Source organism: Streptomyces sp. NPDC014801, from assembly GCF_043082085.1.
Classification (GTDB): Bacteria; Actinomycetota; Actinomycetes; order Streptomycetales; family Streptomycetaceae; genus Streptomyces.
The window spans coordinates 614477-639120 of record NZ_JBIBXG010000002.1; the positions used below are offsets into that span (position 1 = coordinate 614477).

Annotated in this window: 28 protein-coding genes; 11 read left to right on the forward strand and 17 right to left on the reverse strand. The window is 73.5% G+C overall.

The genetic code is table 11. The features are described 5' to 3' along the window. Positions 1-6: 6 nt before the first annotated feature. On the reverse strand, positions 7-1176 hold the full coding sequence (locus ACF1AL_RS06505) for an FAD-dependent monooxygenase (RefSeq protein ID WP_391779163.1): 1170 nt from the start codon (positions 1174-1176) through the stop codon (positions 7-9). An 86-nt stretch (positions 1177-1262) separates the two neighbouring features. On the opposite strand from ACF1AL_RS06505, the gene ACF1AL_RS06510 reads away from it, so the two are divergent. From ACF1AL_RS06510 to ACF1AL_RS06520, 3 genes are all read left to right on the forward strand, one after another. Next, positions 1263-1871 (forward strand): TetR/AcrR family transcriptional regulator, encoded by a 609-nt coding sequence (locus tag ACF1AL_RS06510; protein WP_391696364.1) that lies wholly within the window; start codon positions 1263-1265, stop codon positions 1869-1871. Between the two features lie 42 nt (positions 1872-1913). Continuing rightward, positions 1914-2429, forward strand: coding sequence for a DinB family protein (locus tag ACF1AL_RS06515; protein WP_366839066.1), 516 nt, complete (start codon positions 1914-1916; stop codon positions 2427-2429). Positions 2430-2532: 103 nt separating this feature from the next. Next, positions 2533-3027: a hypothetical protein gene (locus ACF1AL_RS06520; protein ID WP_391697194.1), complete on the forward strand. Its 495-nt coding sequence runs from the start codon at positions 2533-2535 to the stop codon at positions 3025-3027. 48 nt (positions 3028-3075) lie between these two features. Here ACF1AL_RS06520 and ACF1AL_RS06525 read toward each other — a convergent pair whose 3' ends face one another. The 7 genes from ACF1AL_RS06525 to ACF1AL_RS06555 all read right to left on the reverse strand — a co-directional run bounded on the left by ACF1AL_RS06525 (position 3076) and on the right by ACF1AL_RS06555 (position 9265). Beyond that, a complete protein-coding gene (locus tag ACF1AL_RS06525; RefSeq protein ID WP_366839067.1) occupies positions 3076-3549 on the reverse strand; it encodes a hypothetical protein in 474 nt (157 codons plus the stop codon). Between the two features lie 111 nt (positions 3550-3660). Continuing rightward, positions 3661-4344 carry a uracil-DNA glycosylase gene (gene ung, locus ACF1AL_RS06530; protein ID WP_366839068.1) on the reverse strand — a complete coding sequence of 228 codons (684 nt, stop codon included), beginning with the start codon at positions 4342-4344 and terminating at the stop codon, positions 3661-3663. Between the two features lie 80 nt (positions 4345-4424). After that, positions 4425-6008 carry an ABC transporter substrate-binding protein gene (locus tag ACF1AL_RS06535; RefSeq protein ID WP_366839069.1) on the reverse strand — a complete coding sequence of 528 codons (1584 nt, stop codon included), beginning with the start codon at positions 6006-6008 and terminating at the stop codon, positions 4425-4427. 215 nt (positions 6009-6223) lie between these two features. Continuing rightward, on the reverse strand, positions 6224-6988 hold the full coding sequence (locus ACF1AL_RS06540) for an SDR family oxidoreductase (RefSeq protein WP_391696360.1): 765 nt from the start codon (positions 6986-6988) through the stop codon (positions 6224-6226). Between the two features lie 12 nt (positions 6989-7000). After that, a complete protein-coding gene (fabG, locus tag ACF1AL_RS06545) occupies positions 7001-7762 on the reverse strand; it encodes a 3-oxoacyl-ACP reductase FabG (protein ID WP_366839071.1) in 762 nt (253 codons plus the stop codon). 292 nt (positions 7763-8054) lie between these two features. Further along, positions 8055-8483 carry a DUF3037 domain-containing protein gene (locus ACF1AL_RS06550; RefSeq protein WP_366839114.1) on the reverse strand — a complete coding sequence of 143 codons (429 nt, stop codon included), beginning with the start codon at positions 8481-8483 and terminating at the stop codon, positions 8055-8057. A gap of 17 nt (positions 8484-8500) precedes the next feature. Further along, the gene (locus ACF1AL_RS06555; RefSeq protein WP_366839072.1) at positions 8501-9265 is read right to left on the reverse strand and encodes a HipA family kinase; all 765 of its coding nucleotides are present in this window, start codon (positions 9263-9265) and stop codon (positions 8501-8503) included. A gap of 128 nt (positions 9266-9393) precedes the next feature. On the opposite strand from ACF1AL_RS06555, the gene ACF1AL_RS06560 reads away from it, so the two are divergent. Next, complete coding sequence (locus ACF1AL_RS06560; protein WP_384209658.1) at positions 9394-9813, forward strand: Rieske (2Fe-2S) protein; 420 nt, start codon at positions 9394-9396, stop codon at positions 9811-9813. Positions 9814-9893: 80 nt separating this feature from the next. Further along, entirely contained in the window at positions 9894-10361 is a 468-nt protein-coding gene (locus tag ACF1AL_RS06565; protein WP_366839075.1) for a pyridoxamine 5'-phosphate oxidase family protein, read from the forward strand. A gap of 54 nt (positions 10362-10415) precedes the next feature. On the opposite strand, the gene ACF1AL_RS06570 is transcribed toward ACF1AL_RS06565, so the two are convergent. Beyond that, on the reverse strand, positions 10416-11339 hold the full coding sequence (locus tag ACF1AL_RS06570) for a LysR family transcriptional regulator (protein ID WP_366839076.1): 924 nt from the start codon (positions 11337-11339) through the stop codon (positions 10416-10418). A gap of 201 nt (positions 11340-11540) precedes the next feature. Here ACF1AL_RS06570 and ACF1AL_RS06575 point away from each other — a divergent pair, with 201 nt between their 5' ends. Next, the gene (locus tag ACF1AL_RS06575) at positions 11541-12476 is read left to right on the forward strand and encodes a DMT family transporter (protein WP_391696356.1); all 936 of its coding nucleotides are present in this window, start codon (positions 11541-11543) and stop codon (positions 12474-12476) included. Between the two features lie 28 nt (positions 12477-12504). Here ACF1AL_RS06575 and ACF1AL_RS06580 read toward each other — a convergent pair whose 3' ends face one another. After that, positions 12505-13836, reverse strand: a complete 1332-nt coding sequence (locus ACF1AL_RS06580) for an aminotransferase class I/II-fold pyridoxal phosphate-dependent enzyme (protein WP_391779164.1) — start codon at positions 13834-13836, stop codon at positions 12505-12507. 93 nt (positions 13837-13929) lie between these two features. On the opposite strand from ACF1AL_RS06580, the gene ACF1AL_RS06585 reads away from it, so the two are divergent. Then, positions 13930-14607 (forward strand): pyridoxamine 5'-phosphate oxidase family protein, encoded by a 678-nt coding sequence (locus ACF1AL_RS06585; RefSeq protein WP_366839079.1) that lies wholly within the window; start codon positions 13930-13932, stop codon positions 14605-14607. A gap of 89 nt (positions 14608-14696) precedes the next feature. On the opposite strand, the gene ACF1AL_RS06590 is transcribed toward ACF1AL_RS06585, so the two are convergent. The 3 genes from ACF1AL_RS06590 to ACF1AL_RS06600 all read right to left on the reverse strand — a co-directional run bounded on the left by ACF1AL_RS06590 (position 14697) and on the right by ACF1AL_RS06600 (position 17448). After that, the gene (locus ACF1AL_RS06590; RefSeq protein ID WP_391779165.1) at positions 14697-15629 is read right to left on the reverse strand and encodes a DMT family transporter; all 933 of its coding nucleotides are present in this window, start codon (positions 15627-15629) and stop codon (positions 14697-14699) included. Between the two features lie 189 nt (positions 15630-15818). Further along, positions 15819-16817: an EamA family transporter gene (locus tag ACF1AL_RS06595; protein ID WP_366839081.1), complete on the reverse strand. Its 999-nt coding sequence runs from the start codon at positions 16815-16817 to the stop codon at positions 15819-15821. Between the two features lie 52 nt (positions 16818-16869). Continuing rightward, positions 16870-17448, reverse strand: coding sequence for a Clp protease N-terminal domain-containing protein (locus ACF1AL_RS06600; protein ID WP_391779166.1), 579 nt, complete (start codon positions 17446-17448; stop codon positions 16870-16872). A gap of 199 nt (positions 17449-17647) precedes the next feature. On the opposite strand from ACF1AL_RS06600, the gene ACF1AL_RS06605 reads away from it, so the two are divergent. Beyond that, positions 17648-17836 carry a hypothetical protein gene (locus tag ACF1AL_RS06605; protein ID WP_386583797.1) on the forward strand — a complete coding sequence of 63 codons (189 nt, stop codon included), beginning with the start codon at positions 17648-17650 and terminating at the stop codon, positions 17834-17836. Between the two features lie 79 nt (positions 17837-17915). Here ACF1AL_RS06605 and ACF1AL_RS06610 read toward each other — a convergent pair whose 3' ends face one another. Further along, positions 17916-18566 carry a PadR family transcriptional regulator gene (locus ACF1AL_RS06610; RefSeq protein WP_391779167.1) on the reverse strand — a complete coding sequence of 217 codons (651 nt, stop codon included), beginning with the start codon at positions 18564-18566 and terminating at the stop codon, positions 17916-17918. Between the two features lie 207 nt (positions 18567-18773). Between ACF1AL_RS06610 and ACF1AL_RS06615 the strand changes: the two genes are divergently transcribed. Beyond that, positions 18774-19589 (forward strand): PhzF family phenazine biosynthesis protein, encoded by an 816-nt coding sequence (locus ACF1AL_RS06615; protein ID WP_391779168.1) that lies wholly within the window; start codon positions 18774-18776, stop codon positions 19587-19589. A 35-nt stretch (positions 19590-19624) separates the two neighbouring features. On the opposite strand, the gene ACF1AL_RS06620 is transcribed toward ACF1AL_RS06615, so the two are convergent. Together ACF1AL_RS06620 and ACF1AL_RS06625 are read right to left on the reverse strand one after the other, a co-directional pair. Then, positions 19625-20404: a CPBP family intramembrane glutamic endopeptidase gene (locus tag ACF1AL_RS06620; RefSeq protein WP_386419908.1), complete on the reverse strand. Its 780-nt coding sequence runs from the start codon at positions 20402-20404 to the stop codon at positions 19625-19627. Positions 20405-20496: 92 nt separating this feature from the next. Next, entirely contained in the window at positions 20497-22014 is a 1518-nt protein-coding gene (locus ACF1AL_RS06625) for a glutamate--cysteine ligase (protein ID WP_384209686.1), read from the reverse strand. 578 nt (positions 22015-22592) lie between these two features. Between ACF1AL_RS06625 and ACF1AL_RS06630 the strand changes: the two genes are divergently transcribed. Next, positions 22593-23213 carry a hypothetical protein gene (locus tag ACF1AL_RS06630; RefSeq protein ID WP_366839089.1) on the forward strand — a complete coding sequence of 207 codons (621 nt, stop codon included), beginning with the start codon at positions 22593-22595 and terminating at the stop codon, positions 23211-23213. A 450-nt stretch (positions 23214-23663) separates the two neighbouring features. Further along, a complete protein-coding gene (locus ACF1AL_RS06635; RefSeq protein WP_361626743.1) occupies positions 23664-23870 on the forward strand; it encodes a DUF5999 family protein in 207 nt (68 codons plus the stop codon). Positions 23871-24009: 139 nt separating this feature from the next. Here the strand turns inward: ACF1AL_RS06635 and ACF1AL_RS06640 are convergent, their stop codons facing one another. Beyond that, positions 24010-24642, reverse strand: coding sequence for a potassium-transporting ATPase subunit C (locus ACF1AL_RS06640; RefSeq protein WP_391779170.1), 633 nt, complete (start codon positions 24640-24642; stop codon positions 24010-24012). Positions 24643-24644 lie beyond the last annotated feature (2 nt).

Genomic DNA, 24644 nt, shown 5'->3' on the forward strand with positions numbered 1-24644 from the left:
GCTCCTTCACTGCGTATCCGCTGACTGCACGGCAGCATACGGGGCCTGCGGCGGCCGCCAGTCGGCGATCCCGTCGAAGCTCCGCAGGAACAGGGCCGGTGCCGCCTTGGAAAGGGAGGCGAGCGCCGCGTTGCGTACGGCGATCACGGCCCGGTTGGCGGTGAGGTTGAGACGGGAGACCCGCACCGCCTGGCGGGCGATCGCGGTCGTGCGGGGCAGCCGGGCGGCGGTGTAGGCGGCGAGGTCGTCGCAGTGGTGGGCGAGCACGACGGCGTCCTCGACGGCCTGGTTGCCGCCCTGCCCGAGGGTGGGCGGCATGGCGTGCGCGGCGTCCCCGAGGAGGGCGACACGGCCGCGGTGACAGGCCGGCAGCGGCTGGGCGATGTGGTGGACGTCGTGGCGGAGCACGTCCTCGGGGCGTACGGCGGCGAGGACGGCGGGGATCGGGTCGTGCCAGTCGCCGAAGCGGCGCAGCAGTTCGGCGCGTTCGTCGCCGTCGGGGGCGCGCTCGCCGGCCGGGGCCTGGGCCGCGGCGTAGGCGTAGACGCGGCCGTCCTGGAGGGGGTGCGTGCCCCAGATGCGGCCGCGCCCCCAGGTCTCGTGCGAGGCGAAGGCCACGCCGGGCAGCGGGACGACGACCCGCCAGGTGGTGAACCCGGAGTAGACGGTCCCCGGGTGCTCGGGGAAGAGCGTGCGGCGTACGGCGGAGTGGATGCCGTCGGCGGCCACGACCAGGTCGGCCTCCAGTGCGCCGTCGGCGGTGCGCACGACGGCCGGGCGGCGGGCGTCGCCGGGGTCGGCGACGGTCGCCTCGGCGGCGGTGCGCACGGTGCCGGGCGGGAGCTGCGCGGCGAGGCGGTCGACGAGGGAGGCGCGGTGCACCAGGACCAGGGGGCCGCCGAACCGCGCGGCGGCCGCGGAGGCGTCGGTACGGCAGAGCCAGCGGCCGCCCGGGGTGCGCAGTCCGCCGTCGCCCTGCCAGGCGGCGAGCGCGCGGATCTCCTCGCCGAGGCCGATGACGTCCAGGGCGCGCAGGGAGTTGGGGGCGAGGGAGATGGCCGCGCCGACCGGTTCGAGGGAGCGGGCCCGCTCCAGCACCGTCACGTGCAGGGCGGCGGCCGCGGTCAGTCCGCCGATGCCGCCGCCGATGACGACGGCGTGCCGTGCCTCGCTCATGACGCCTCCTGACGCTTGCCCGTCACTACATCTGTAGTACGCGTCGACTGTACTACAGGTGTAGTTGGCCGGGTAGCGTGACCTCCATGTCCGTTCGCACCGCAGGCGCCGCTCGCGCCGACCTCGTCGCCGACACCGCCCTGGCCCTGCTCGCCGAGCGCGGGATGCGCGGGCTCACCCACCGGGCGGTCGACGAGGCGGCCGGGCTCGCCCAGGGCTCGACGTCGAACGTGGCGCGCACCCGGCAGGCGCTGCTGGAGCTGGCGGTGCGCCGGCTCGCCGACCGCGAGGCCCGGGTGCTGGCGCTGCACGAGATGCCCGGCCCGGACGCGGGCACCGACGCCGTGGTGGGCGCGCTGGCCCTGGCACTGCACCGCGCGCTGACCCGCAACCGCGACCTCACGCTCGCCCGCTACGAACTGGCCCTGGAGGCCACCCGCCGCCCCGAACTGCGCACCGCCTACGACACCACCGGCGCCCGCTTCCGCGACCAGCTGACCGCCCTGGTCACCGCCCTGGGCTCACCCGACCCCGACCGCCACGCGCTCTCCCTGGTCGCCTGGGCGGACGGCCTGATGTTCTCCTGCGTGGCCGGCGCGTACCGGGCCCCGGGCCTGGACGCGGTACGCCAGGGACTGCGGGAGCTGCTGACCGGCATGCTCGGCGAGGGGGACGACCGCGGCCGCCGACCGTGAATCCGCTGGTCGGCCGGGTGCCGCCTGCGGGAGGATGCGGGCATGACGACTGAGCGCCGTATGCCCGCCGTGGACGCCGACGAACGCACCATGCTGGAGGGCTGGCTGGAGTTCCACCGCCGGACCCTCGCCCTCAAGTGCGAGGGCCTGACCGACGCGCAGCTGAGGACCGCGTCCGTCGCACCCTCCGACCTGTCCCTGATGGGACTGGTGCGCCACATGGCGGAGGTCGAGCGGAGCTGGTTCCGCAGGGTGCTCGCCGGGGACGGCGCCGAGCCGATCTGGTACAGCGAGGAGGACCCGGACGGGGACTTCCACGTGGGCGAGGCGGACACCTGGCAGGAGGCGTACGCGACGTGGCAGGCGGAGATCGACGCCGCCCGCCGGCACGCGGCCGCGTTCGCGCTGGACGACATGTCGAAGGGTGCCGGACGGGTCGTCGGCGGCCGAGCGGTCAGTCTGCGCTGGATCTACACGCACATGATCGAGGAGTACGCCCGGCACAACGGCCACGCCGATCTGATCCGGGAGAGCATCGACGGCGCGACCGGCGACTGACGTCAGCCGGGGCACACGCGGGACCTCCGTACGGGGCCGGAGATCACCCGTGCGGGGCATCCTGGCCTCGTCCGCCGCCCGTCCGCGGCGCCGAACCAGCAGAGTGACGCGGGTGCATCGAACGACGACCACCGCAACGCTCCTGGTCACCGTGGCTGTCTCGGCCCTCTCCGGCTGTGTGACGGTCCAGCGTCCGCCCGCGCCCGGGCCGTCGGCCGCACCGGTCCGGCCGGCCTCGCCGTCCGTCCCGCGTCCGGACGGGCAGGCGGAGCAGCGGGTCGTGCAGGCGCCGGCCCGTGAGGCCCTGGAGATGGTCGGACCGTCCCGGCGCCCGGAGTCCGAGCCGCCCCGCCCCCGCAGGCCCGCGGCGGCCGGGCACCCGGCACCCGCGCAGCCCCAGCACCGGCGCCCGGAAGTCCCGCAGCCGCACCCGCACCCCGCCCACCCGGAACACCGCCGTCCGCAGCCCCCGCGCGTGCGGGTCCCGGACGGGCCTGGCCGCCGCACCACCGACGTCTGCGCACTCGGCGAGCAGTACGGCGGCTGGCGCCCGGACAGCCCCCAGGCGCGGATCTGCAAGCAGACGTACGGCCACTGAGGCGAGGACGGCCGATCGCCGTGCCGCGAGCGGATGGGCGGGCGGGGATCACTCCCCCAGCCGCAGCTCCATCCGCCGGATCGCCGCGCGCACCCCGTCGCCGTAGCTGTCGTCGGCCAGGGCGTCGGCCGCGGCGCGGGCCCGGGCGAGATGGGTGCGCGCGGCGTCCGGGTGGCCGAGGCGGACGTAGTCGGCCGCCAGGTTCAGCTGGAGCGAGGGGTACAGCGCCCTGGCCGCGGGCGCGCCCTCGTGCCGGTCCAGCCGGTCGCCGGTGAGTTCCTCCGCGGCGGTGAGCGCCCGCAGGTCCCAGGCCAGTTCGTCGGCCGGGTCGTCCTGGGTGTCGGCCAGGTAGTGGGCGAGGGTGCAGCGGTGCAGCGCGTCGCCGTGCTCCCCGATCTCCGCCCACAGGGCCAAAAAGCGCTGCCGGGCCTCCTCGCGGTCCCCGCCGTGGAGCAGCATCACCACCTGCCCGATCCGGGTCAGCACGGCGTCCGACGCCGTTCGCTCCTGTCGCTCCGCCACCGCGCCCTCCGTCGGCCGTCCCGCTGCTTGCCCCCGACGCTAGCCGCCGGCACCGGCGATCCCGCTCAGGCGGCACCGGGCCGGTTCGCGCGGAACCGGCCCGGCGGCGGCTCAGCCCAGGTTCGGCACGGTCCAGTCGATCGGCTGGTGGCCCTGGCGGGCCACCGCCTCGTTGATCTGGGTGAAGGGGCGGGAGCCGAAGAACTTCTTCGCCGACAGCGGCGAGGGGTGCGCGCCCTTGACCACGGCGTGGCGGCTGACGTCGATCAGCGGGAGCTTCTTCTGCGCGTAGTTGCCCCACAGGACGAAGACCGCGGGGTCGGGCCGGCCGGCCACCGCGCGGATCACCGCGTCGGTGAACTTCTCCCAGCCGCGGCCCTTGTGCGAGTTGGCCTCGCCGCCGCGCACCGTGAGCACCGCGTTGAGCAGCAGCACGCCCTGCCGGGCCCACGGCATCAGGTAGCCGTTGTCGGGAATGGGCGTGCCCAGCTCCTCGTGCATCTCCTTGTAGATGTTGCGCAGCGAGGGCGGGATCTTCACCCCGGGCCGCACCGAGAAGCACAGGCCGTGGCCCTGCCCCTCGCCGTGGTACGGGTCCTGACCGAGGATCAGGACCTTCACCTGGTCGTACGGCGTCGCCTCCAGCGCGGCGAAGACCTGCTCGCGCGGCGGGTAGACGGGACCGTTCGCCCGCTCCTCCTCGACGAACTCCATCAGCTCCTTGAAGTAGGGCTGCTGCAGTTCCTCGCCCAGTACCCCGCGCCAGGACTCGGGCAGCATGGCGATGTCGGTCACGTCAACGTCCTCGGGTTCGTACGGTCGCTTCCAGTACTCAGAACCTACCGGCACCCACTGACAACGCCGTCCGCGCGGTCCTACCAGCTGGTCTTGCGGGACAGCTCCCACATCATCATGATCGTCGAGGGGTCCAGGGCCCGCTCGGGCCCGGCGACGTCCTCACTGGCGGCCAGGTACTGCTTGCCCTGCCACAGCGGCAGCAGCCGGGCGTCCTCGACCATGATCTTCTGGGCTTCCTCGAAGTCCTTCACCACGTTGGCGCGGTCGCTCTCACGGCGCGAGCGCGGCAGCAGGATGCCGGTGATCTCGGGCTGCGGGTAGGGCGTGCCGAGCGCGTTCTGGTCGCCGACGAAGGGCGCGATGAAGTTCTCCGGGTCGGGGAAGTCCGGGAACCAGCCGCGTCCGAACACCGGGTACTCGCCCTTCTGGTAGCCCTCGACGTAGGTCTTCCAGGGCCGGCTCTTCAGCGTGATGTCGAACAGTCCGGAGGCGTCCAGCTGCCGCTTGAGCTCCTGGAACTCCAGGGCGGTCTCGGAGCCGTAGCGGTCGGTGGTGTACCAGAGGGTGAGCGGCACGGGCGTGGGGATGTTCGCCGCGGAAAGGATCTTGCGGGCCTTGGCCGGGTCGGGCTCGCCGAAGTCGTCGAAGAAGCCCGTGGTGTGGCCGGTCAGGCCCTTGGGGACCATGGAGTACAGCGGGTCCACGGTGTCCTTGTAGATCTTGTGCGCGATGGCCCCGCGGTCCACGACCTGGGCGACGGCCCGGCGCACCGCGCCCTTGCCGGCCCACTTGTCCTTGGGGTTGAACACCAGGTAGTTGATGTCCGCGCCGGTGCTCTCGACCAGCTGCAGGTTCTGCGCGTTGTCCTTGCGCTGCAGGGCGACGATGTCGTCGGCGGCCAGACCGCGGTAGGTGACGTCGATCTGCTTGTCGCGCAGCGCCTTGACCATGACGGCGGAGTCCTGGAAGTAGCGGATCGTCACCGCGTCGTTCTTGCGCTTGGCGTACCCCTGGTACTGGTCGTTGCGCTCGAGCCGGGCCTCCTTGCCCTCCTCGTAGGACTTCAGGACGTACGGGCCGGAGCCGAAGACCTTGCCGTCCTTGCGCAGCGCGTCGGCCGGGTAGTCGTCGGGGTCGACGATGGACATCGCCGGGGTGGCGAGCACGAACGGGAAGGTCGCGTCCGGCTTGTTGAGGTGGAAGACCACCTCGTCCTCGCCGGTCGCCTTCACGCTCTCCAGGCTGCCGAGGAGTCCGGCGGGGCCGCCGGGGACGTTGATGCGCCGGATGCGCTCGATGGAGTAGGCCACCGCCTTGGCGTCCAGCGGGTCGCCGTCGGCGAACTTCATGCCGCCGCGCAGCCGGCACCGGTAGGTGCGGTTGGAGCTGTCGGTGAAGGAGCACTCCTGGGCGGCGTCCGGCTGCGGCGCGGTCGCGCCGTTCGGGTACGCCAGGAGCGTCTGGTAGATGTTGCGGAAGAGCTCCCAGGAGCCGTCCCACGAGGCGGCCGGGTCGAGCGTGCTGGGTGCGCTCGTGGTGCCCACGACGATGGGTCCCGCGTCCTTCGAATCGTCGCCCGACACCAGGCCGCAGCCGGTCATCAGGGACGTTATGGAAGCGATCGCCGCCACTTGCCGCAGGCATCGGTTCCGGTTGAACACGCGCACGCTCCTCGATCTGCCATACCAAGGGTCGGCAGACCATACCGCAGGGCCACGGGTGTTGAACCTGGTTCGTCCGCGCTTTGAACACCCTGTTGATGACGACGTTGTCATCGGCCCCTCGCGGGCATCGGGACGCATCCGGGCGCCGTTTCCGTCAAGGGGTCGACGGAAACGGCGCCCGAATCGTCATACGGCCTCGGGGGCGTCCCGGGTCAGGCGACGCCGGCGTTGAGGAAGATGCCGCCGTCGACGACGAGGGTCTGGCCGGTGATCCAGTCGGACTGCTCCGACGTCAGGAACGCGGCCGCACCGCCGATGTCCGAGGGCACGCCGAGCCGCTTGAGCGGGTAGGCCGCCGCGGCCTCCTCCTCGCGGCCCTCGTAGAGGGCCTGGGCGAACTTGGTCTTCACCACGGCCGGGGCGATGGCGTTGACCCGCACCTTGGGCGCGAACTCGTGCGCCAGCTGGATCGTCAGGTTGATCATCGCGGCCTTGCTCACGCCGTAGGCGCCGATGAACGGCGAGGGGGCGAGACCGGCGACCGAGGCGATGTTGACGATCGCGCCGCCGTTGTCCTTCTGCCAGGCGTGCCAGGTCCGCTGGGCGAAGCCGAGCGCCGAGATCACGTTGGTCTCGAACACCTTGCGGGCCACGTTCAGGTCGAGGTCGGCGATCGGGCCGAAGACCGGGTTGGTGCCCGCGTTGTTGACCAGGTGGTCGACGCGGCCGAACGCCTCCATCGTGCGCTCGACGGCCTCGGCCTGGTGGGCCTCGTCGTGGGCCTTGCCGGCGACGCCGATGACGCGGTCGGCGCCGAGCCTCTCGACGGCCTCCTTCAGGGCTTCCTCGTTGCGGCCGGTGATGCAGACCCGGTCGCCGCGGGCGACGAGGGCCTCGGCGACGCCGTAGCCGATGCCGCGGCTCGCGCCGGTGACCAGGGCGACCTTGCCCGAGAGCTCGGGGAGTTCGGAAGTCATGTGCGCTGTCCCTTAGTTGAGCGGTCCGCCGGCGACGTACAGGACCTGGCCGGAGACGAAGCCGGCTGCCTCGCCCGTGAAGAAGGCGACGGCGTTGGCGATGTCCTCGGGCTCGCCGACGCGCTGCACGGGGATCTGGGTGGCGGCCGCGGCCTTGAAGTCCTCGAAGCCCATGCCGACGCGCTCGGCGGTGGCCTTGGTCATCTCCGTGGCGATGAAGCCGGGGGCGACGGCGTTGGCGGTGATGCCGAACTTGCCGAGCTCCTTGGCGAGGGTCTTGGTGAAGCCCTGCAGACCGGCCTTGGCGGCCGAGTAGTTGACCTGGCCGCGGTTGCCGAGGGCGGAGGACGACGACAGGTTCACGATCCGGCCGAAGCCGGCGTCGACCATGTGCTTCTGGCAGGCCCGGGTCATCAGGAAGGAGCCGCGCAGGTGCACGTTCATGACGGTGTCCCAGTCGGAGACGCTCATCTTGAACAGCAGGTTGTCGCGCAGGACGCCCGCGTTGTTGACGAGGATCGTCGGGGCGCCGAGCTCCTCGGCGACGCGCGCGATCGCGGCCTCGACCTGCGCCTCGTCGGAGACGTCCGCGCCGACGGCGATGGCCCTGCCACCGGCCGCGGTGATCTTCTCCACGGTGTCCTTGCAGGCGGCCTCGTCGAGGTCGATCACCGCGACGGCGCGGCCCTCGGCGGCCAGTCGTACGGCGGTGGCCGCGCCGATGCCGCGCGCGGCACCGGTGACTACGGCGACCCGCTGCTCAGTGGTGGACATGTTGTTTCTCCTCGCCCTCGAGAAAGCCTGAACGCCTGCCGGCGTGGTGTGGCTCCCACGGTACGCCCGACAGGTGAGCGACCGCTTAGTACCTCCAGCAGGGGTGACGCTAGAAGCGTCGGCACCCGGTGTCAACGGCACACGGCCCGGTGTGATCCATTACCTCTGGCGGAGGCGGGGAACCGCCCGATGGGCCTTTCCCTCCCCTGCCGGACGGCAACCGGACGACGAAGGGCGGGATCGAGCCGTCACCGGCCCGTTCCCGCCCCGCGCGCACGCGCCCGCGCCCCGCTCAGCGCACGAGCAGCTCCAGCAGCCGGTCCGTCTCGGCCGCCGGGTCCGAGGTGAGCCCGGTGTGGACCGGGCCCGGCTGGACGATCGTGGAGCGGGGGGCGATCAGCCAGCGGAAACGGCGGCCGGAGTCGTCCCCGGCGGCCTGGCCCGCGCCCGCGCCACCGCCGCAGACCTCCTGAACCGCCCGCAGGGCCGCCCGGACGCCGGGCACGTCCGCGTCCGGGTCCAGGGCGAGCAGCCGCGCCTCGTCGAGGTGGGTGCGGGCACCGAGGTAGGCCCGGGCCCGGCAGTAGACCAGCACGCCCGCGTTGATGCACTCGCCGCGCTCCACGCGCGGCACCACGCGCAGCAGGGCGTACTCGTAGACGTCCCGTCCGCCGCCCTGCCCGGCCCGGGTGATGTGCCGCTCGGCGAGCCCGCCGGCCACCTGGATGTGCTGCTCGCTCACTTGTCCCCCTCGATCCCCGTGATGCGCTCGTGGACGACCGCGGCCCGCGCCAGCAGCGGCCGGGCGTAGGCCCGCCGCAGGTCGTCGGGGTGGTCGAAGCCGGGCTCGCCGGCCAGCCAGGCGTCCGGCACCTCGGCGGTGACCTCGGCGAGGAGGTCCTCGGTGACGAGCGGGGCCAGCTCGGCGGCGGCGCCCGCGACATCGGGGCCGAAGCTGCGCAGGGCGTGGTCCCCGGCGTCGTAGGGGCGCGCCGCGGAGGCCTCCGCGCCGGGCCAGTTGTGGTGCCAGATCATGGTCGCGCCGTGGTCGATCAGCCACAGTTCACCGCGCCGCACCAGCAGGTTGGGGTTGCGCCAGGACCGGTCGACGTTGTTGATCAGTGCGTCGAACCAGACGATCCGGCCCGCCTCCTCGGGGGTGACCGCGAAGGCGAGCGGGTCGAAGCCGAGCGCCCCGGAGAGGAAGTCCATGCCGAGGTTGGTGCCGCCGCTGGAGCGCAGCAGCCCCTGCACCTCGGCGTCGGGCTCCCCGAGGCCCAGCACGGGGTCGAGGGCGAGGGCGACCAGGCGCGGCACCCGGAACCCGAGCCGCCGGGCGAGCTCCCCGCACACCACCTCGGCGACCAGCGTCTTGCGGCCCTGCCCGGCTCCGGTGAACTTCATGACGTACGTCCCGAAGTCGTCGGCCTCGACGAGTCCCGGCAGCGAGCCGCCCTCCCGCAGAGGCGTGATGTAGCGGGTCGCGGTGACTTCCTTGAGCATCGCCCCAGGTTACTTGGGGCCGCTCGGTGAACGGCCCGTCCCCCGGCGCCGTACTGCTCTGCGAAGTCCCGGACGAACGGTGTCCGGGCGTGCAGCGTATGCAGCGTATTCGGCGAAGGGACGTCGGCATGACCAGCGAATCGCTCCAGGCGGCTTCGGGACCCACCCGCCGCACCGTCGTCGCGGCGGTGGGCGTGGCGGGAGCCGCGGTGGCGCTGACCGCGTGCGGTTCGGGCGGCGGCGGTGACACGTCCGCGAAGGGGACCGTGGTCGCCAAGACCTCGGACATCCCCGAGGGCGGCGGGAAGATCCTCACCGAGCACCAGGTGGTGGTGACCCAGCCGACGGCGGGCTCCTTCAAGGCGTTCTCCGCCAAGTGCACCCACCAGGGCTGCGCGGTGAGCGGCATCCGGGACGGCGTGATCACCTGCCCTTGCCACCACAGCGAGTTCTCCATCGCCGACGGCAGTGTGAAGAAGGCGCCCGCGACCCGCCCGCTGCCGGAGGTGCCGATCACCGTGTCCGGGTCCGACATCACCCTGTCGTGATCGTCGCCGGCCACCGTTGCGCGGCGGCGGCCGGCGCACCATGATTCCTGACGTCACGTCAGCCGAGCGGAGGGGGCCGGATGACCGCCACGCAGCGTCGGGGCCGGAAGATCATGATGACGCCCGGCGAGCTGGACGCGTTCCTCGCCGAGCAGCGCACCTGCCGGGTCGCCACGGTCTCCGCCGACGGCGCCCCGCATGTGAGCGCCCTGTGGTTCCTGTGGGACGGCACGGCCCTGTGGCTGTACTCGGTGGTGCGCAGCAGGCGGTGGGCCGACCTGCGGCGCGATCCACGGGTGGCGATCGCGGTCGACACCGGCGAGGACTACGGCGAGCTGCGCGGCGTGGAGCTGTCCGGCGCCGTGGAGGTGGTCGGCGAGGTGCCGCGCACCGGGGAACTGTGCGCCGAACTGGACGCCGTGGAGACGCGGTTCGCGCGCAAGTACTTCGGCCTGGACATGCTGCCGCACGACGGCCGGCACGCGTGGCTGAGGCTCACCCCGGACAAGGTCGTCTCCTGGGACTTCCGCAAGCTCGGCCCGCAGTAGCCGCTGCCCGGTCCGGTGACATCGCAGGGCGCCCGTGGTGGCCGTGGCGCCGACTCAGCCGGCGGTGGCCGCCGCCCCCTCGACGCGTTCGGCCGCCGTCCTCAGGGCCTCGACCGCCGCGCGGATCGAGGGGCGGCGGTCGGCGTCCGCGCGCCAGACGACGTACACATGGCGGCGCACCCGCTGCCTCAGCGGCACGGTCACGACCCCCTCGGGCACCGGGTGCCGGCCGAGCAGCGGCGCGATGCACACGCCGAGGCCCGCGGCGACCAGCCCGAGCTGGGTGTGGGTCTCGCCCGCGCGATGGCCGACGATCGGCTCGATGCCGCGCGAGCGCAGCGTGTACATCAGCCACTCGTGGCAGAACTCGCCCTCGCCCCAGGTGATCCACTCGTCCTCGGCGAACTCGCCCAGGTCCACCTCGGCGCGGCCGGCCAGCGGATGCCCGGCGGGCAGGGCGACGTCGGCGGGGTCGTCCAGGACGGAGGCCTTGACCAGCCCGTCGGGCAGCGGCATCGGCTTGTTGTACCAGTCGAGGACGACGGCGAGGTCGAGGTCGCCGCGCACCACGCCCCGGATGCCCGCCTCGGGCTCCAGTTCGCAGGAGCGGATCCGCAGCGCGGGATGCTCGGCGCGCAGCGCGGCGAGGGCGGCGGGGAAGAGCCCGCGCGCGGCCGTGGGGAACGCGGACAGCCGCAGCTCGCCGGCCACCCGGCCGCGCTGCGCCTCGAGATCGGACTGGGCGAGCTGCACTTGGGAGAGGATGCGCCCGGCGTGTTCGGCGAGCAGCCGGCCGGCGTCGGTGAGCCGGACGCCCCGGCCGTGCTTGGCGAGCAGTTGCTGGCCGACCTCGCGCTCCAGCTTGGCCAGCTGCTGCGACACGGCGGAGGTGGTGATGTGCAGGCCCTCGGCCGCCCCGCTCACCGAGCCGTGCCGGGCGACGGCGTCGAGGGTGCGCAGGCGCTCCAGGTTCAGCATGCGGGGGGCTCCTTCGACGACGGATGACGGACGACGGGGGGACGGGCTCGTACCGGGGGGGCGAGGGTGCGCGTGAGGCAGGGCGGGGGTGGGCCGGGGCCCGGGCCGGGACCGGCGCGGCCGATACATTAGCGATGCTACGAGATACCGGGTGCGAATTCTCGATTGTGCTACGAGATCGTCACCCCGCATAGTGCCTGCATGAGCACCGTCTCCGTCACCCGCCCCCGGTCGCGCACCGGCGCCCCGCCGTCCCGCACGCCCCGCCTCGACTGGCGCCTGCGCTTCGCCGCGCTGTCGCTGATCTGGGGCTTCAGCTTCCTGCTCATCAAGGTCGGCACGGAAGGCTACGCGCCCTTCCAGGTCACCCTGGGCCGCCTGGTGTTCGGTACGGCGGTGCTGGCGGCGGCGATGGCGGTGAAGCGGGAGCGACTGCCGCGCGGGGCGCGCACCTGGGCGCATCTGACGGTCGCCGCGTTCCTGCTGAACGCGCTGCCCTTCTCGCTCTTCGCCTACGCGGAGCTGACCATCCCGTCCACCCTGGCCGGTATCTGCAACGCCACCTCCCCGCTGTGGGGCATGGCGCTGTCGCTGGTGGCGCTGTCCGAGGACCGTCCGACGCGGCTGCGGGTCGCCGGGCTCGGCCTCGGCTTCCTCGGCGTCCTGACCGTGCTCGGCGCCTGGCAGGGCTTCAGCGGCCTGGACGCCCGGGGCACCGCGCTGGCCCTGCTGGCGTCGCTCAGCTACCCGGTCGGCTGGATCTACGTCCGCCGCACCCTGGCCGGCGGCGGCCACTCGCACCTGTCCCTGACCGGCGCGCAGCTGCTGCTGGCCACGCTGCAACTGGCCCTGGTCACCCCGCTCTTCACCTCCCTGCCGACCCACGTGCACGCCCTGCCGCTGCTCGCGATCGCCGCCCTGGGCGCCCTGGGCACGGGCCTCGCGGTCCTCATCCAGTACGGCCTGGTCGACGAGGTCGGCCCGACGACGGCGCAGATGGTCACGTACTTCATCCCGGTCATCGCCACGGCCGCCGGCGTCGCCGTGCTGGGCGAGTCCCTGCACTGGTCGACCCCGGTGGGCGCGGCGATCGTCCTGGCGGGTGCGGCGCTGACCCAGGCGCGGCCGAAGCGGTAGAGCGAGCCTCGGGGGGAGCCCGCCCGCCCTACACCGGCCGTCCCACTCCCCCCGCCCCCAGAGCCGTGGCGATCGCGTGCGCCAGCGGACCGGCCTCCTCCTCCGGGAGCGCCGAGACGGTGACGCGGATGCCGGGGGCCGCGCCCATGCGGAAGCGGGCGCCCGGGGCGACCGCCCAGCCTCCCTGGAGCAGCCGGGCGACGGCTCCCGTCTCGTCGGGCACGGGGATCCACACGTTCAGGCCGCTGCGCCCGTAGGCCCGCACTCCCCGCTCGGCGAGCGCACCGATCAGCGCGTCCCGGCGCCGGCCGTAGGCGCCGGCGACGGCCGGCACGTCCACCGCGCCCTCGGACCACAGCCGGGCCACCGCGCGCTGGGTGATGCGGCTGACCCAGCCGGGGCCGAGCCGCTGCCGGCCGCGCACCCGGTCCAGGGTGACGTCGTCGCCGGTGAGGACGGCGAGCCGCAGGTCGGGGCCGTAGGCCTTGGCGGCGGAGCGGACGAGGGCCCAGTGCCGGGTGACACCGGCGAGCGGATGCAGGGGCAGGTCGACGATGGCGTGCCCGTGGTCGTCCTCGACGAGCAGTGTCTGCGGGTGCGCGCGCAGGACGGCCCGCAGGGCACGCGCGCGTGCGGCGCTCACCGCGGCACCGGTGGGGTTCTGCGCGCGGTCGGTGACGATCACCGCGCGGGCGCCGGCCGCGAGCGCGCCGCGGACGTCGTCGGGCAGCGGACCCTCGTCGTCGACGCCGACCGGCGCGGTGCGCAGCCCCAGTGCGGGGACGAGGTCGAGCAGGCTGCCCCAGCCGGGATCCTCCACGGCGACGGTGTCGCCCGGCTTGAGGTGCGCGGCGAGGACGCGTTCGATCGCGTCGAGGGAGCCGGAGCAGACGGCCAGCGGCCCGTCGGGCACCCCGTCGGCGCTCAGCGCGGCGCGCGCCTGCCGCTCCAGCCCGGGCTCGACGGGGGCCTCGCCGTACAGCACGGGTTCGCGGTCGCTCTGGGCGGCGGCCGCGGCGAAGGCGGGGGCCAGCGGCGGGAGCAGCGCCGGATCGGGGTTGCCGTTCGACAGGTCCCGCACCCCCTCGGGGATGTCCACGCCGATGTACTCGCGTCCGGTCGTGGCCGGACGGGGACGCACCCGGCTGCCCCGCCGCCCGGCGGTCTCGATGACCCCGCGCTCGCGCAGGGTGCGGTACGCGGCGGCGACCGTGTTCGGGTTCACCCCGAGCCGTTCGGCCAACTCCCGCATCGGCGGCAGGAGTTCGCCGGGTTTCAGGGCCCCGTCGGCCACCGCGCGCTCGACGTCGGCGGCAATCTCTGCTGCGCGCCGCCCTTTGATCGGATATTCTCCTAGCACAAACCAGATTATGCACTAGTGCAATAAGAAAAGCCACTGGGGCACACCACCACCGCGGCGCGCGCGGCGCACCGCCATCTCAGGGAGAGCACCATGCCGGGGACCACGACGACCCAGCCCGCCGCCTACACCCCGACCGACCGCACCGTCCCCACCCGCTCCGCCGACCGCGCGCGGTACGACAAGGAGCTGGTGCACGCGATACTCGACGAGGGCTACGTCTGCCACCTCGGCTTCGTCCGCGACGGCGCCCCAGTGGTGCTGCCGACGCTGTACGGCCGGGTCGGCGACCGGCTCTACGTGCACGGCTCGACCGGCTCGCGGCCGCTGCGCATGACCGGCCAGGCCGACCCGGGGCTCCCGGTGTGCCTGACGGTCACCCACGTCGACGCGCTGGTGCTCGCCCGGTCCGCCTTCCACCACTCGATCAACTACCGCTCCGTCGTGGTGCACGGCGTCGCCCACGACGTGACGGACCCCGAGGAGAAGCGGCGCGCGCTCGACGCACTGGTCGACCACGTCGTTCCGGGCCGCGCCGCCGACTCCCGCCCGGCCAACAAGAAGGAGCTCGCCGCCACGGCCGTCATCCGGCTCGACCTGAACGAGGTCTCCGCCAAGCTGCGCACCGGCGGCGTCAACGACGAGCCCGAGGACCTCGCCCTGCCCCACTGGGCCGGCCTGGTCCCGCTCCGCAAGGGCTACGACGCCGCCGTGGCCGACCCGCAGCTCGCCGCCGGCACCCCCCTGCCCGACTACCTGGCGGCGCTGTGACGCCGGGCCGCCCCCCGTACGCGGCCACGACGACGTCACAGGGCAGGAGCGGCCCGGCGGGGCGCACCCCCTGAGGCCTCCCGCCCCGGTCAGGCGGGCGCCGGCGTCCGCGCCTCCGTCAGGGCCAGGCCGGTCACCGAGGCCAGCATCAGGACCGTACCGGCGCAGGTGGCGGCCGTGAGGCGTTCACCGAGGAGGGCGACGGCGAGGACCGCGGCGCTCACCGGCTCCAGCAGCATGATCACCGACACGGTCGCCGACCGGACCACGGCCGCGCCCGCGAAGTACAGGGCGTAGGCGAGCGCGGTGGGCACGGCGGCGATGTACGCCAGCAGCCACACCGTCCGCGCCGGGTCCGCGGTGTGCGGGATCAGCCCGTCGGCCAGGGCGAACGGCAGCAGGCACAGGCTGGTGACCGCGAAGGCCCCGACGGAGGTGCTGCCGGCATCCACGCCGCCGTCCCGGCCCCACCGGCGGGTCAGCAGCGTCATCGCGCTGTAGCCGGCGGCGGACAGCAGGGCCAGGGCGACGCCCCACGGCCGTACCGTCGTCGCTCCCCCGCCGAGGACCAGCACGCCCAGCCCCGCGAGGGCGCCCCCGACCGCGGCCAGTCCGCCGCGGCCCAGCCGCTCGCCGAGGGTCAGCCGGGCGCCGAGCGCGATGAGGACGGGACCGGCGCCGAGCGTGACGACGGTCGCCACGGCCAGCCCGGTGGCGGAGACGGCAGCGAAGTACGCCGTCTGGAACACCGCGAGCCCGACACCCGTGGCCCCGGCGCGCAGCAGCCGGCGGCGCACCGGCTCGGGGGTGGCGGCGGCCGCCGGGCGGGGGCCGAAGCGGCGGGCGGCGAGCAGCAGGACGAGCCCGGCCGCGCAGCGCCAGAAGGACAGGGTGACGGCGCTCATGTCGCTGGCCCGGTAGACCAGGGAGGCGGCCGCGCCGGCGGTGCCCCAGGCGGCACCGGCGACGATCAGGTAGAGCAGGCCTCGCCCGACGGGCAGGCCGGAAGCAGGAGTGGACACGCGTTCTCTCCGCAGAAGGCAGAAGTTCGGGATTCGACAGAGGGATCCCGTCCGTGCGGGATCCGCTGAACTCTTCTGCGGGCAGCACCGTTCGGCCCGGCGGCATGCGCCGGGCGGAGGTCACCGGAGGGCCCGCCTCAGGCGGCCGGAGGCGGAAGAACGAGTGCGTCGAACGGCATGATCAGCACTTTATGCGGCCGTTCCGCGGGCCGACAACTCCCTTTCCGCGGACCCGCCCGCCACCGGCTCCGCGGAGCCCTTCGCGGGCGTCGACGACTGGGCGATGAACGCGCCCACCAGGACCACCGCGCCGCCGGCGATCTGCGGGGCGGACAGGTGCTCCCCGAGCAGCACCCACGCCAGGACGGTCGCGATGACCGCCTCCAGGCAGGCGACGACGCCCGCGACCTGCGGGGACAGGCGGCGCACGGAGAGCACCCCGGTGACGTAGGCGACGACCGTGGCGATCAGCACGATCCAGGCCAGCAGCAGCCAGCCGGCGACGGGGGTGCCGTCCATCCGGGCGGTGCCCGCGAGCACCGACCAGTCCATCTCCCAGGGGCGGGCGAGCGCGGTCAGCACGGTGGCACCGATCAGCAGGCCGTAGGCGATGACGCCGAGCGGATCGGGGGCGTCGGCGCCGGAGTCGCTGCCCTGGTCGGCCAGGACGAAGTAGCCGACCTGGCAGCAGGCGGCGCCCAGCGCGAGCAGCAGGCCGAGGGCGTCGAAGCTCAGCCCGGACCACACCTCCACCACACAGGCGAGGCCGCCGGCGGCGAGCACCACACCGAGTGCGGCGGCGCGGGTCACCGGCCGCCGCTGCACGAACCGCACCCAGCCCAGCACCAGGGCCGGGGCGAGGTACTCGACGAGCAGCGCGACCCCGACCGGGATCCGGGAGAGCGCGGCGAAGTAGCATGCCTGGACTCCGGCGACGGCCAGCAGCCCGAACCCGGCGAGCAGCGCCGGGCGGCGGCGCGGCAGCGCGCGATGGCGGACGGCGAGCGGCAGCATCACCAGGGCCGCGCCGGCCACCCGCAGCCACACCACGTGCAGCGGGTCCAGCCCTGCCTCGATCAGCGGCTTGGCGGCGACACCGGAGCCACCGAAGGCGAGGGCCGACACCAGCGCGAGGGACAGCCCGGCGCCCTTGCCGCGACGGTCCTGATTGCTCCCAGACGTGTGCACCAACCCATGATGACAGGCGATGACAGGACCGTCACCCCTTATGGCACCTGTCTCAGCGGCTGGACGCTCCGAGGTCGGTGGACGGTTCCGGGAGGTCGGTGGACGGCTCCGGGAGGTCGGTGGACGGCTCCCGGTCGAGGCGCGCGGCCAGCTCCCGTGCGTCGATCCCGGCGCGCTCCAGCACCTGGACGGCGCGTGCCGAGGGCTCGGCGACGAGCCCGGCGAGCAGGTCGCCGCCGCGCGGGGCCCGCCCGTGCCGCGCCGCGCGGTCCAGGGCGGCGTGCAGGGCGAGCGAGGCCAGGGGCGAGCAGCCCTCGGCCGGGCTCACCACGGGCACCGCGCCGGAGTCCTCGACGGAGCCCTGCCAGCGCAGCCCGTAGCCGATGCTGCGCTGCACGAGGTAGCCGAGCAGCCGGGCGACCTGCGCCGGCGCGAAGGCGGCCCGCACCTCGGGGTCGGACTCCAGCAGCGAGTGCAGCAGATGCGCGGTGTCGATGTGCCGGTCCCCGTCCCGCACCGCGCGGCGCCGGGCTCCGGCGACCACGGCGCCGAGCCCCGCGCCCAGCCGGTCGTCGTCGAGGCGGCGGACGCCCTGGTCAGGGGTGACTTGCGGCGGTATACGGGGGTGCACACCCCCTACCCCATCAGTCCCGGGGCGCGCGGGCATCCACGGCGCGAACCATTCGCGCGTCCCACGAGGAGTGGACGGCGGTCGGCGCGATCTCCTCCTCACGGATGAGATCACGCCGATTCTCCCCGGCAGGCGCGCGCCGCCTTGCCTTGCGCCCCCTGGGGCAACCACGTCGCGCCGCCGTTCGTCCCACACGGACATGGAGAGCGATTGCTGGCTGGTGGCGCTGCCCGCTGTCGACGGCCGGAGTTACGTGTACCGGGTCTACGCTCCGGAGGACGCGCTGCTCGCCGACCTGTTCTGGGAGGCGTGGCACTGCCACGACGAGGGGCCGTTCCCGCGCGCCTGGGACCTGTTCGACGCGGCGGAGATACGGCGCGTGGGGTGATGGGCCCACGCCGGGGCCGGGCGAGCGGCCGAAGGCGCCCCGCGCACGATCGCGTGGGGCGCCTTCGGGTGCCTGCGTATCAGTCCTCGTCGGCGAGGATCAGGTACAGCTTCTTGCGGGCGTCGTTGAGGACGGCCAGGGCCTTCTCGCGCTGTTCCTTGGTGCCGGTCTTCCAGACCTGGCCGAAGGCCTCCATCAGCCCGAAGCCGGCCTGACGGATCTCGCCCAGCGCCTCGAAGTCGATCCCGCGGGAGGCCTCCTCCCACGGCGCCTCGGGCCCCTGGTCGGCCGCGGCGCGGCCCTCCTCGGTGAGCGAGAACAGCTTCTTGCCGCCCTCGGACTCACTGCTGATCAGCCCCTCGTCCTCCAGCAGCTGGAGGGTGGGGTACACCGAGCCGGGGCTCGGCTTCCAGGCGCCGCCGCTGCGTTCGGCGATCTCCTGGATCATCTCGTAGCCGTGCATCGGCCGGTCCTTGAGCAGGGCCAGGATCGATGCCCGCACGTCACCGCGCCGGGCCCGTCCGCGCGGTCCGCCGCGCCCTCGTCCGCCCCAGGGTCCGGGCCCGAAACCCGGGCCGAAACCGGGACCGCCGGGACCGAAGCCGGGGCCGCCCGGGCCGAAGGGACCGAAGGCGGCGCGTCGGCCGTCGCCGCCGAATCCGCCGAAGCCCGGGAAGCCGCGCCCGGGGCCGCCGTGCCGATGTCCGTGCTCGAAACCATGCGTACGCATTGCGATCACTCTCTTTCACTGTATGTCCGGCGCGATCCGATCATCATCCGATCGTCGACCACTCGCGATCCTTCGCGATGTCTCAACGATATATCGGAAGAAGGGCTACGACAAGACCCTGCCGCCCGCCGGTCCGGTACGCCGAGCGGTCCAGCCGCCCCGAATTGGCCTTGGCCTGCGCCTTCGGCGCCGCACTACCGTCGGGCCATGCGCATCCGAATCGTCGACGCCTTCACCGACCGCCCCTTCTCCGGCAACCCGGCCGGCGTCCTCCTGCTGGACTCCTTCCCGGACGACGCCTGGCTGCAGAACGTGGCGCTGGAGGTCAACCACGCCGAGACCGCCTTCGCCCACCGTCTCCCCGAGGGCGGCGAGGCCGACTGGGCGCTGCGCTGGTTCACGCCGGCCGCCGAGGTCGCCATGTGCGGGCACGCCACCCTCGCCACGGCCCACGTCCTGCACACCACCGGCGCGCACGAGGGACCCGTGCGGTTCGCCACCCGCAGCGGCGTGCTGATCGCCACGCCACGCCAGGACGGCTCGATCACGCTGGACTTCCCCACCGCGCCGCTGACCGAGGTGGAGCTTCCGGCGGGGGTCGCCAAGGCCCTGGGCGCCGAGCCGCGCGCCGCCTTCGACACCGGCCCGCAGGTCGGCGACCTGCTGGTGGAGCTCGCCGACGAGCAGACCGTGCGCGCCCTCACCCCGGACCACAAGGCCCTGGCCGCCTTCTCCGCGCGGGGTGTCATCGCCACCGCCCGCGCCGAGGACCCGGCGCACGGCTACGACTTCGTCTCCCGCTGCTTCTTCCCCAACGTCGGCATCGACGAGGACCCGGTCACCGGCAGCGCGCACACCGCGCTGACCCCGTTCTGGGCCGGGCGTCTGGACCGCCCGGACCTCACCGGGCTCCAGGCGTCGCCGCGTTCCGGCCGGGTGCGCGTCGAACTGCGCGGCGAGCGCACGCTGCTGAGCGGCCGGGCGGTGACGGTGATCGAGGGCGACCTGCTCGCCCGGCCGTGAGGGTCACACGGCGCTGAGTGCGCGCTGCCGGCGGTTCACGCCGTCGGCAGCCAGCCCACCTTGCCGGCCAGCAGCGCGTAGCCGACGAACGCGCCGATGTCGAGCAGCGAGTGCGCCACCACCAGCGGCCCGACCCGGCCCCAGCGGCGGTAGAGGTACACGAAGACGACGCCCATCACCATGTTGCCGATGAACCCGCCGATGCCCTGGTAGAGGTGGTAGGAGCCGCGCAGCACCGCGCTGGCCACGAGCGCGGTGCCCGGCGTCCAGCCCAGCTGGCCCAGCCGGCGCAGCAGATAGCCGACGACCACGACCTCTTCGAGGACCGCGTTCTGCACCGCCGACAGGATGAGAACCGGGTACTTCCACCACACATCGGGCAGGGCCTCGGGCACGACGGTCAGGTTGAAGCCGAGACCGCGGGCGGCCAGGTAGAAGGCGATGCCGGTGCTGCCGATCACCGCGGCGATCGCGGCGCCGCGGCCGAGGTCGAACCAGGGCCGCGTGCGGTCGAAGCCGAGGGTGCGCAGGCTGCGGCCCTCCCGCATCAGCAGGTGCGCGACGAGCGCGACCGGCACCAGCGCGCTGGCGATGCCGAACAGCTGCCAGGCGAGGTCCAGCCAGGGGCGGCCCGGCGCGGCGGAGGCGTTGAGCGTGGCGGCCTGATCCTTCAGCCCGCCGGGCTTGGTGACCGAGCCGATGAAGCTGATCAGTGCGGAGACGCCGCTCGCGCCGAGCGAAAGCCCCAGAACGAGCAGGGTCTCGTCGCGGCAGAGCCGCCGCGACAGCCGCTGTTCGGGAAAAGTCTCGGTCACCTGAACCCGCCTCCGCCTGCGCTCCGTCGGAGGTCACAGCATGCCCGATCATCCCGGAAGGCGGACGGCCGCCCCCGCGCCCGGCGCGCGTCTCAGGTCATCGGGACCGGCTCCGGCAGGCCCACCGGCCAGCTGTGCACGGGGTCGCCGTGCTGCATCAGCTCCCGGTAGCGCCGGGTGGTCGCCGCCAGCGCCGCGTCGCGGGACAGCCCCTTCTCCAGCGCCTGGTGGAAGGTGGCCGCCTGCCAGGTCGCCCCGTTGGCGCGGCGGCGGCACCGCTCGTCGATCACTCCGAGGTAGAGATCGCGGTCGGCGGGCTCGATGCCCCACGCGTCCAGCCCGGCCGCCGCCAGCGGCAGCAGCTCGTCGCGGACCAGGGTGACGGCGTCGACGGTGGTCGTGCCGCCCAGCCGGCCGCGCCGCGGCCACTCCAGGCGGGCGTCGATGCCGTAGCGGCACGCGGCGTCGAAGTTGGCGGCGGCCGCCTCGAACGGCATCCGCGTCCACACGGGCCGCGCGTCCTCGGCGAGGGCGCGGACGACGCCGTAGTAGAAGGCGGCGTTGGCCACCACGTCGGTGACGCTCGGCCCGGCCGGCAGGACGCGGTTCTCCACGCGCAGGTGCGGGACGCCGTCGGCGACGCCGTAGACGGGCCGGTTCCAGCGGTAGACCGTGCCGTTGTGCAGGACGAGTTCGGCGAGCTTGGGTGTGCCGCCCGCCTCGATCACCGCGAGCGGGTCCTCCTCGTCGCAGATCGGCAGCAGGGCCGGGAAGTAGCGCAGGTTCTCCTCGAACAGGTCGTAGGCCGAGGTGATCCACCGCTCGCCGAACCAGGTGCGTGGCCGCACGCCCTGGGCCTGGAGCTCGGGCGGGCGGGTGTCCGTGGACTGCTGGAAGAGCGGGGGGCGGGACTCGCGCCACAGTTCGTGGCCGAAGAGGAACGGCGAATTGGCACCGAGTGCCACCTGCGGGGCGGCGATGGCCTGGGCGGCGTTCCACACGTCGGCGAAGCGGCCGGGGGTGACCTGGAGGTGCAGCTGCACCGAGGTGCAGGCCGCCTCCGGGGTGATCGACCCGGAGGTGCAGCGCAGGTGCTCCACGCCCTCGATGTCCAGCGTGAAGTCCTCCCCGCGGGCGGCGACGATCTGGTCGTTGAGCAGGGTGTAGCGGTCTACGTCGGAAAGATTGGACGAGACCAGGTCGTCACGGTCCAGCGTGGGCAGAATGCCGATCATCGCGATTCCCGCGTCGACCTCGCCGGCCTTGCGGTCGGCATAGGCCAGGGCGATGCGGAGTTCCTCGGCGAGCCGGTCGAAAACCCGCCCGCCGAGCCGGTGCGGGGCTATGTTCACTTCCAGGTTGAACATGGCGAGTTCCGTCTGGAAGTCGCGGCTCGCGATGCGTTCCAGCACCTCCGCGTTGAGCATTTTCGGCAGGCCGTCGGAGCCCACCAGATTCAATTCGATCTCCAGCCCCATCAGGTTCTTCGGGCGGTCGAACCGCTGCTGGGCCAGAAGCCGCTCCAGTCCCGTCAGGCACTGGCGCAGCTTGTCGCGGTAGCGCTGGCGATCGGACAGGTCGAACGAGCCTGCCACGACCTTCTCGCCCATCGAAGCGTCCCTTCCTCGGCTGGTGGCGGGCCCGTGACCGGGCCGCCGGTGTCTGGTGCAGGGGGGATGATGCCCAGCCGAAGCGATCCGTAACGCATGCGCGCCGGGCCGCGAACGACTAGGCTTGCCGGGTTGTCCGGCGGGTTGTCCATTGGCACATTCGCGGGGCATGCGGCGGCGGGCGGTTTCCCCGGGAATGGATCTCGTAAAAAACGCCGACGAGAATTGGCCGACCGCTGGACCTGCACTTCCCGAGGTCACCGCCGTTCAGCCCCTCCGGAATCGGGAGGATTCCCGCGAATCGGCGACCGAATAGACTCTTGCCGAGTGCTCCGGAAACCGCTACACGAAACACAGGCTGAACACGTGTCGTATAAACTCGCGGGACAGGGCAGCAGGTTGGCGCCCGCGGTCGAAGGCCTGTCGTCGGGGAGACGGACGACGGGCCACCAGTGCACTCTCCTTTCCTCCGACCCCGGCCCCTGCCTCGCCGAGCCCTGATCCCGAGAGCTGACAGCGTCGTCCGCCCACGCCCCGCCCTCACGCCACCGTGCCTGCCGAATGAGAGGCGACCCACCATGCCGCTGCATGTACCCCCGGCTCCCGCGCCTGCACTTCGCTCCGTGGTGATGGCACTCGGTTCCCCGACCGCGGTCCGCCAGGCGCCCACTCCGTCGCTGCGGAACGCCGAGGGGCCGGTGACCCCCGAGCTGCCCCTGCCCGTGCATGTGCTGGACGCGATCACTCCCGAGGGAGTACAGGCCACCCGGCTGGCCGGCTGGCGGTTCCTGATCCGCTGCGGCGACCGCGCGGTGGCGGCGGCCGAGACCCGGCTGACCCCCGACGGCTGGGCCTTCTCGCACTTCTTCGAGGGCCCGTACGTCACCTCCACCGAGCGCGCGCTGCGTCAGGCCGAGTCGCTGCCTCAGCCGTACCAGGCGCGGCTGCTGTCGGTGCCCGGCCTGTACATGCTCACGCTGTGGCTGCACGAGGACGTCACGGCCGACGGGGCGGAGGGGCATCCGCAGGCCACGGACCTGCTGGTGCCGCTGGCGCCGGCCCCGCCCGGGATCGCCGCCCACCTCCCGCACCGGGTCTCCGACCTGCTGCCGGTGCTCACGCTGCGGGCGACCCCCGCGACCCCGGTGGCCCCCGCGACCCCGGCGCCGCCCACCCCGCTGCTCGGCCAGCCCGCCTGACCTTCGGCCGCACGACCGGGCCCCGTTTCCTGCCGGAAGCGGGGCCCGGGTCCTTTGCGGAAGCGGGCCCGCGTCCTTTCCCGAAGCGGGGCTCGCGTCCTTTGCCGAAGCAGGGCCCGCCCGTGTGCCCGGCGGCCCTCCGGTACCTTCCCGGCCGGGCCCTCCGGCACCTTCCCGGCCGTATTCGCTCGTACGAGCAATTCGACGCTCGGAAGAGTCACTTCCATGCCGTATGACCCATCCGGCCCCGTCACGCTCGGCCATCGTGAATCACCCGAACGTGCAGGTCAGTTGGGATGAACCAGCCGCCCGGGTGATGCGTATACCTCTCTGTGGAAGCGGTGCTGCGAAATGCCTGCGGATTGACGCCCGTGGGGCAACACTGGAACCCGACCGACTTCTGAAACGGGGGCCGACATGACCACATCAGAGCGAAAGATCCCACCCACCATGTGCCAGCACCAGCCGCCGTGCCCGTCAGCCGATTCCGCCGACCGGGAGTCCGCCCGCCTCGTGGCGCACCACCCGGAGCAGGGCTGGAGCCTGCTGTGCAACGGCGTACTCCTCTTCGAGGACACCGGCGAACTCCTGCCGAACGGCAAGATCATCGCCCCGCACCGCCCGCTGGACGCCGGCCGGGTGGTGACGGCCGCCTGAACCACCACCTCTCCGGGGCCGGCCGCAGCCCACGCTGCGCACCGGCCCCTCGCACGTGCGCCGGCCCCTCGCACGTGCGCGGGCCCCTCGCACGTGCGCGGGCCCCTCGCACGTGCGCGGGCTCCTCGCCCGCACGTGGTCAGCTCCGCGCGGCCAGTTCCCGCAGCGCGATGTTGAGCTCCAGGACGTTGACCCGGGGTTCGCCGACGAAGCCGAGGGTGCGCCCCTCGGTGTGGTCCCGGACGAGCCGCTCGACCCGGGCCACGGAGAGGCCGTTGCGCTCGGCGACCCGGTGCACCTGAAGGGCCGCGTACTGCGGGGAGATGTCCGGGTCCAGCCCGGAACCCGAGGAGGTCACCGCGTCGGCCGGGACGTCGGCGGGCCGCACGGTGTAGTCGGCGGTCGAGTTCTCCCGCACCACCCGCGCCTTCGCCTCCCTCACCCAGGCCACCAGTTCCGGGCTGTCGGCGGCGCGGTTCGTCGCCCCGGACACCAGCAGCCGGTACCGGGTGTTGACGGAGTTCTCGCCCAGCCCCCGCGCGGGGCGCGGCTGGAAGAAGTTCTGGCCGTAGTCCTGCTGCCCGATCAGCGAGGAGCCGACGACCCTGCCGTCCGCCCGCACCTCGGAGCCGTTCGCCTGGTGGGGGAACAGCCCCTGTGCGACGCCGGTCACGGCGAGCGGGTAGAGCACGCCGGTCACCAGGGTGAGTACGAGGAGGGCGCGCAGGCCCGCGCCGAGCAGACGGGCGGTGTCGGTCACGGAATTGTTCATGG

Coding starts and splice junctions, on each gene's coding strand:
- ACF1AL_RS06505 (WP_391779163.1), bottom strand. CDS start 1,176: ATGAGCGAGGCACGGCACGCCGTCGTCATCGGCGGCGGCATCGGCGGA.
- ACF1AL_RS06510 (WP_391696364.1), top strand. CDS start 1,263: ATGTCCGTTCGCACCGCAGGCGCCGCTCGCGCCGACCTCGTCGCCGAC.
- ACF1AL_RS06515 (WP_366839066.1), top strand. CDS start 1,914: ATGACGACTGAGCGCCGTATGCCCGCCGTGGACGCCGACGAACGCACC.
- ACF1AL_RS06540 (WP_391696360.1), bottom strand. CDS start 6,988: ATGACTTCCGAACTCCCCGAGCTCTCGGGCAAGGTCGCCCTGGTCACC.
- fabG (WP_366839071.1), bottom strand. CDS start 7,762: ATGTCCACCACTGAGCAGCGGGTCGCCGTAGTCACCGGTGCCGCGCGC.
- ACF1AL_RS06555 (WP_366839072.1), bottom strand. CDS start 9,265: ATGCTCAAGGAAGTCACCGCGACCCGCTACATCACGCCTCTGCGGGAG.
- ACF1AL_RS06560 (WP_384209658.1), top strand. CDS start 9,394: ATGACCAGCGAATCGCTCCAGGCGGCTTCGGGACCCACCCGCCGCACC.
- ACF1AL_RS06565 (WP_366839075.1), top strand. CDS start 9,894: ATGACCGCCACGCAGCGTCGGGGCCGGAAGATCATGATGACGCCCGGC.
- ACF1AL_RS06570 (WP_366839076.1), bottom strand. CDS start 11,339: ATGCTGAACCTGGAGCGCCTGCGCACCCTCGACGCCGTCGCCCGGCAC.
- ACF1AL_RS06575 (WP_391696356.1), top strand. CDS start 11,541: ATGAGCACCGTCTCCGTCACCCGCCCCCGGTCGCGCACCGGCGCCCCG.
- ACF1AL_RS06585 (WP_366839079.1), top strand. CDS start 13,930: ATGCCGGGGACCACGACGACCCAGCCCGCCGCCTACACCCCGACCGAC.
- ACF1AL_RS06605 (WP_386583797.1), top strand. CDS start 17,648: ATGGAGAGCGATTGCTGGCTGGTGGCGCTGCCCGCTGTCGACGGCCGG.
- ACF1AL_RS06610 (WP_391779167.1), bottom strand. CDS start 18,566: ATGCGTACGCATGGTTTCGAGCACGGACATCGGCACGGCGGCCCCGGG.
- ACF1AL_RS06615 (WP_391779168.1), top strand. CDS start 18,774: ATGCGCATCCGAATCGTCGACGCCTTCACCGACCGCCCCTTCTCCGGC.
- ACF1AL_RS06625 (WP_384209686.1), bottom strand. CDS start 22,014: ATGGGCGAGAAGGTCGTGGCAGGCTCGTTCGACCTGTCCGATCGCCAG.
- ACF1AL_RS06630 (WP_366839089.1), top strand. CDS start 22,593: ATGCCGCTGCATGTACCCCCGGCTCCCGCGCCTGCACTTCGCTCCGTG.
- ACF1AL_RS06635 (WP_361626743.1), top strand. CDS start 23,664: ATGTGCCAGCACCAGCCGCCGTGCCCGTCAGCCGATTCCGCCGACCGG.
- ACF1AL_RS06640 (WP_391779170.1), bottom strand. CDS start 24,642: ATGAACAATTCCGTGACCGACACCGCCCGTCTGCTCGGCGCGGGCCTG.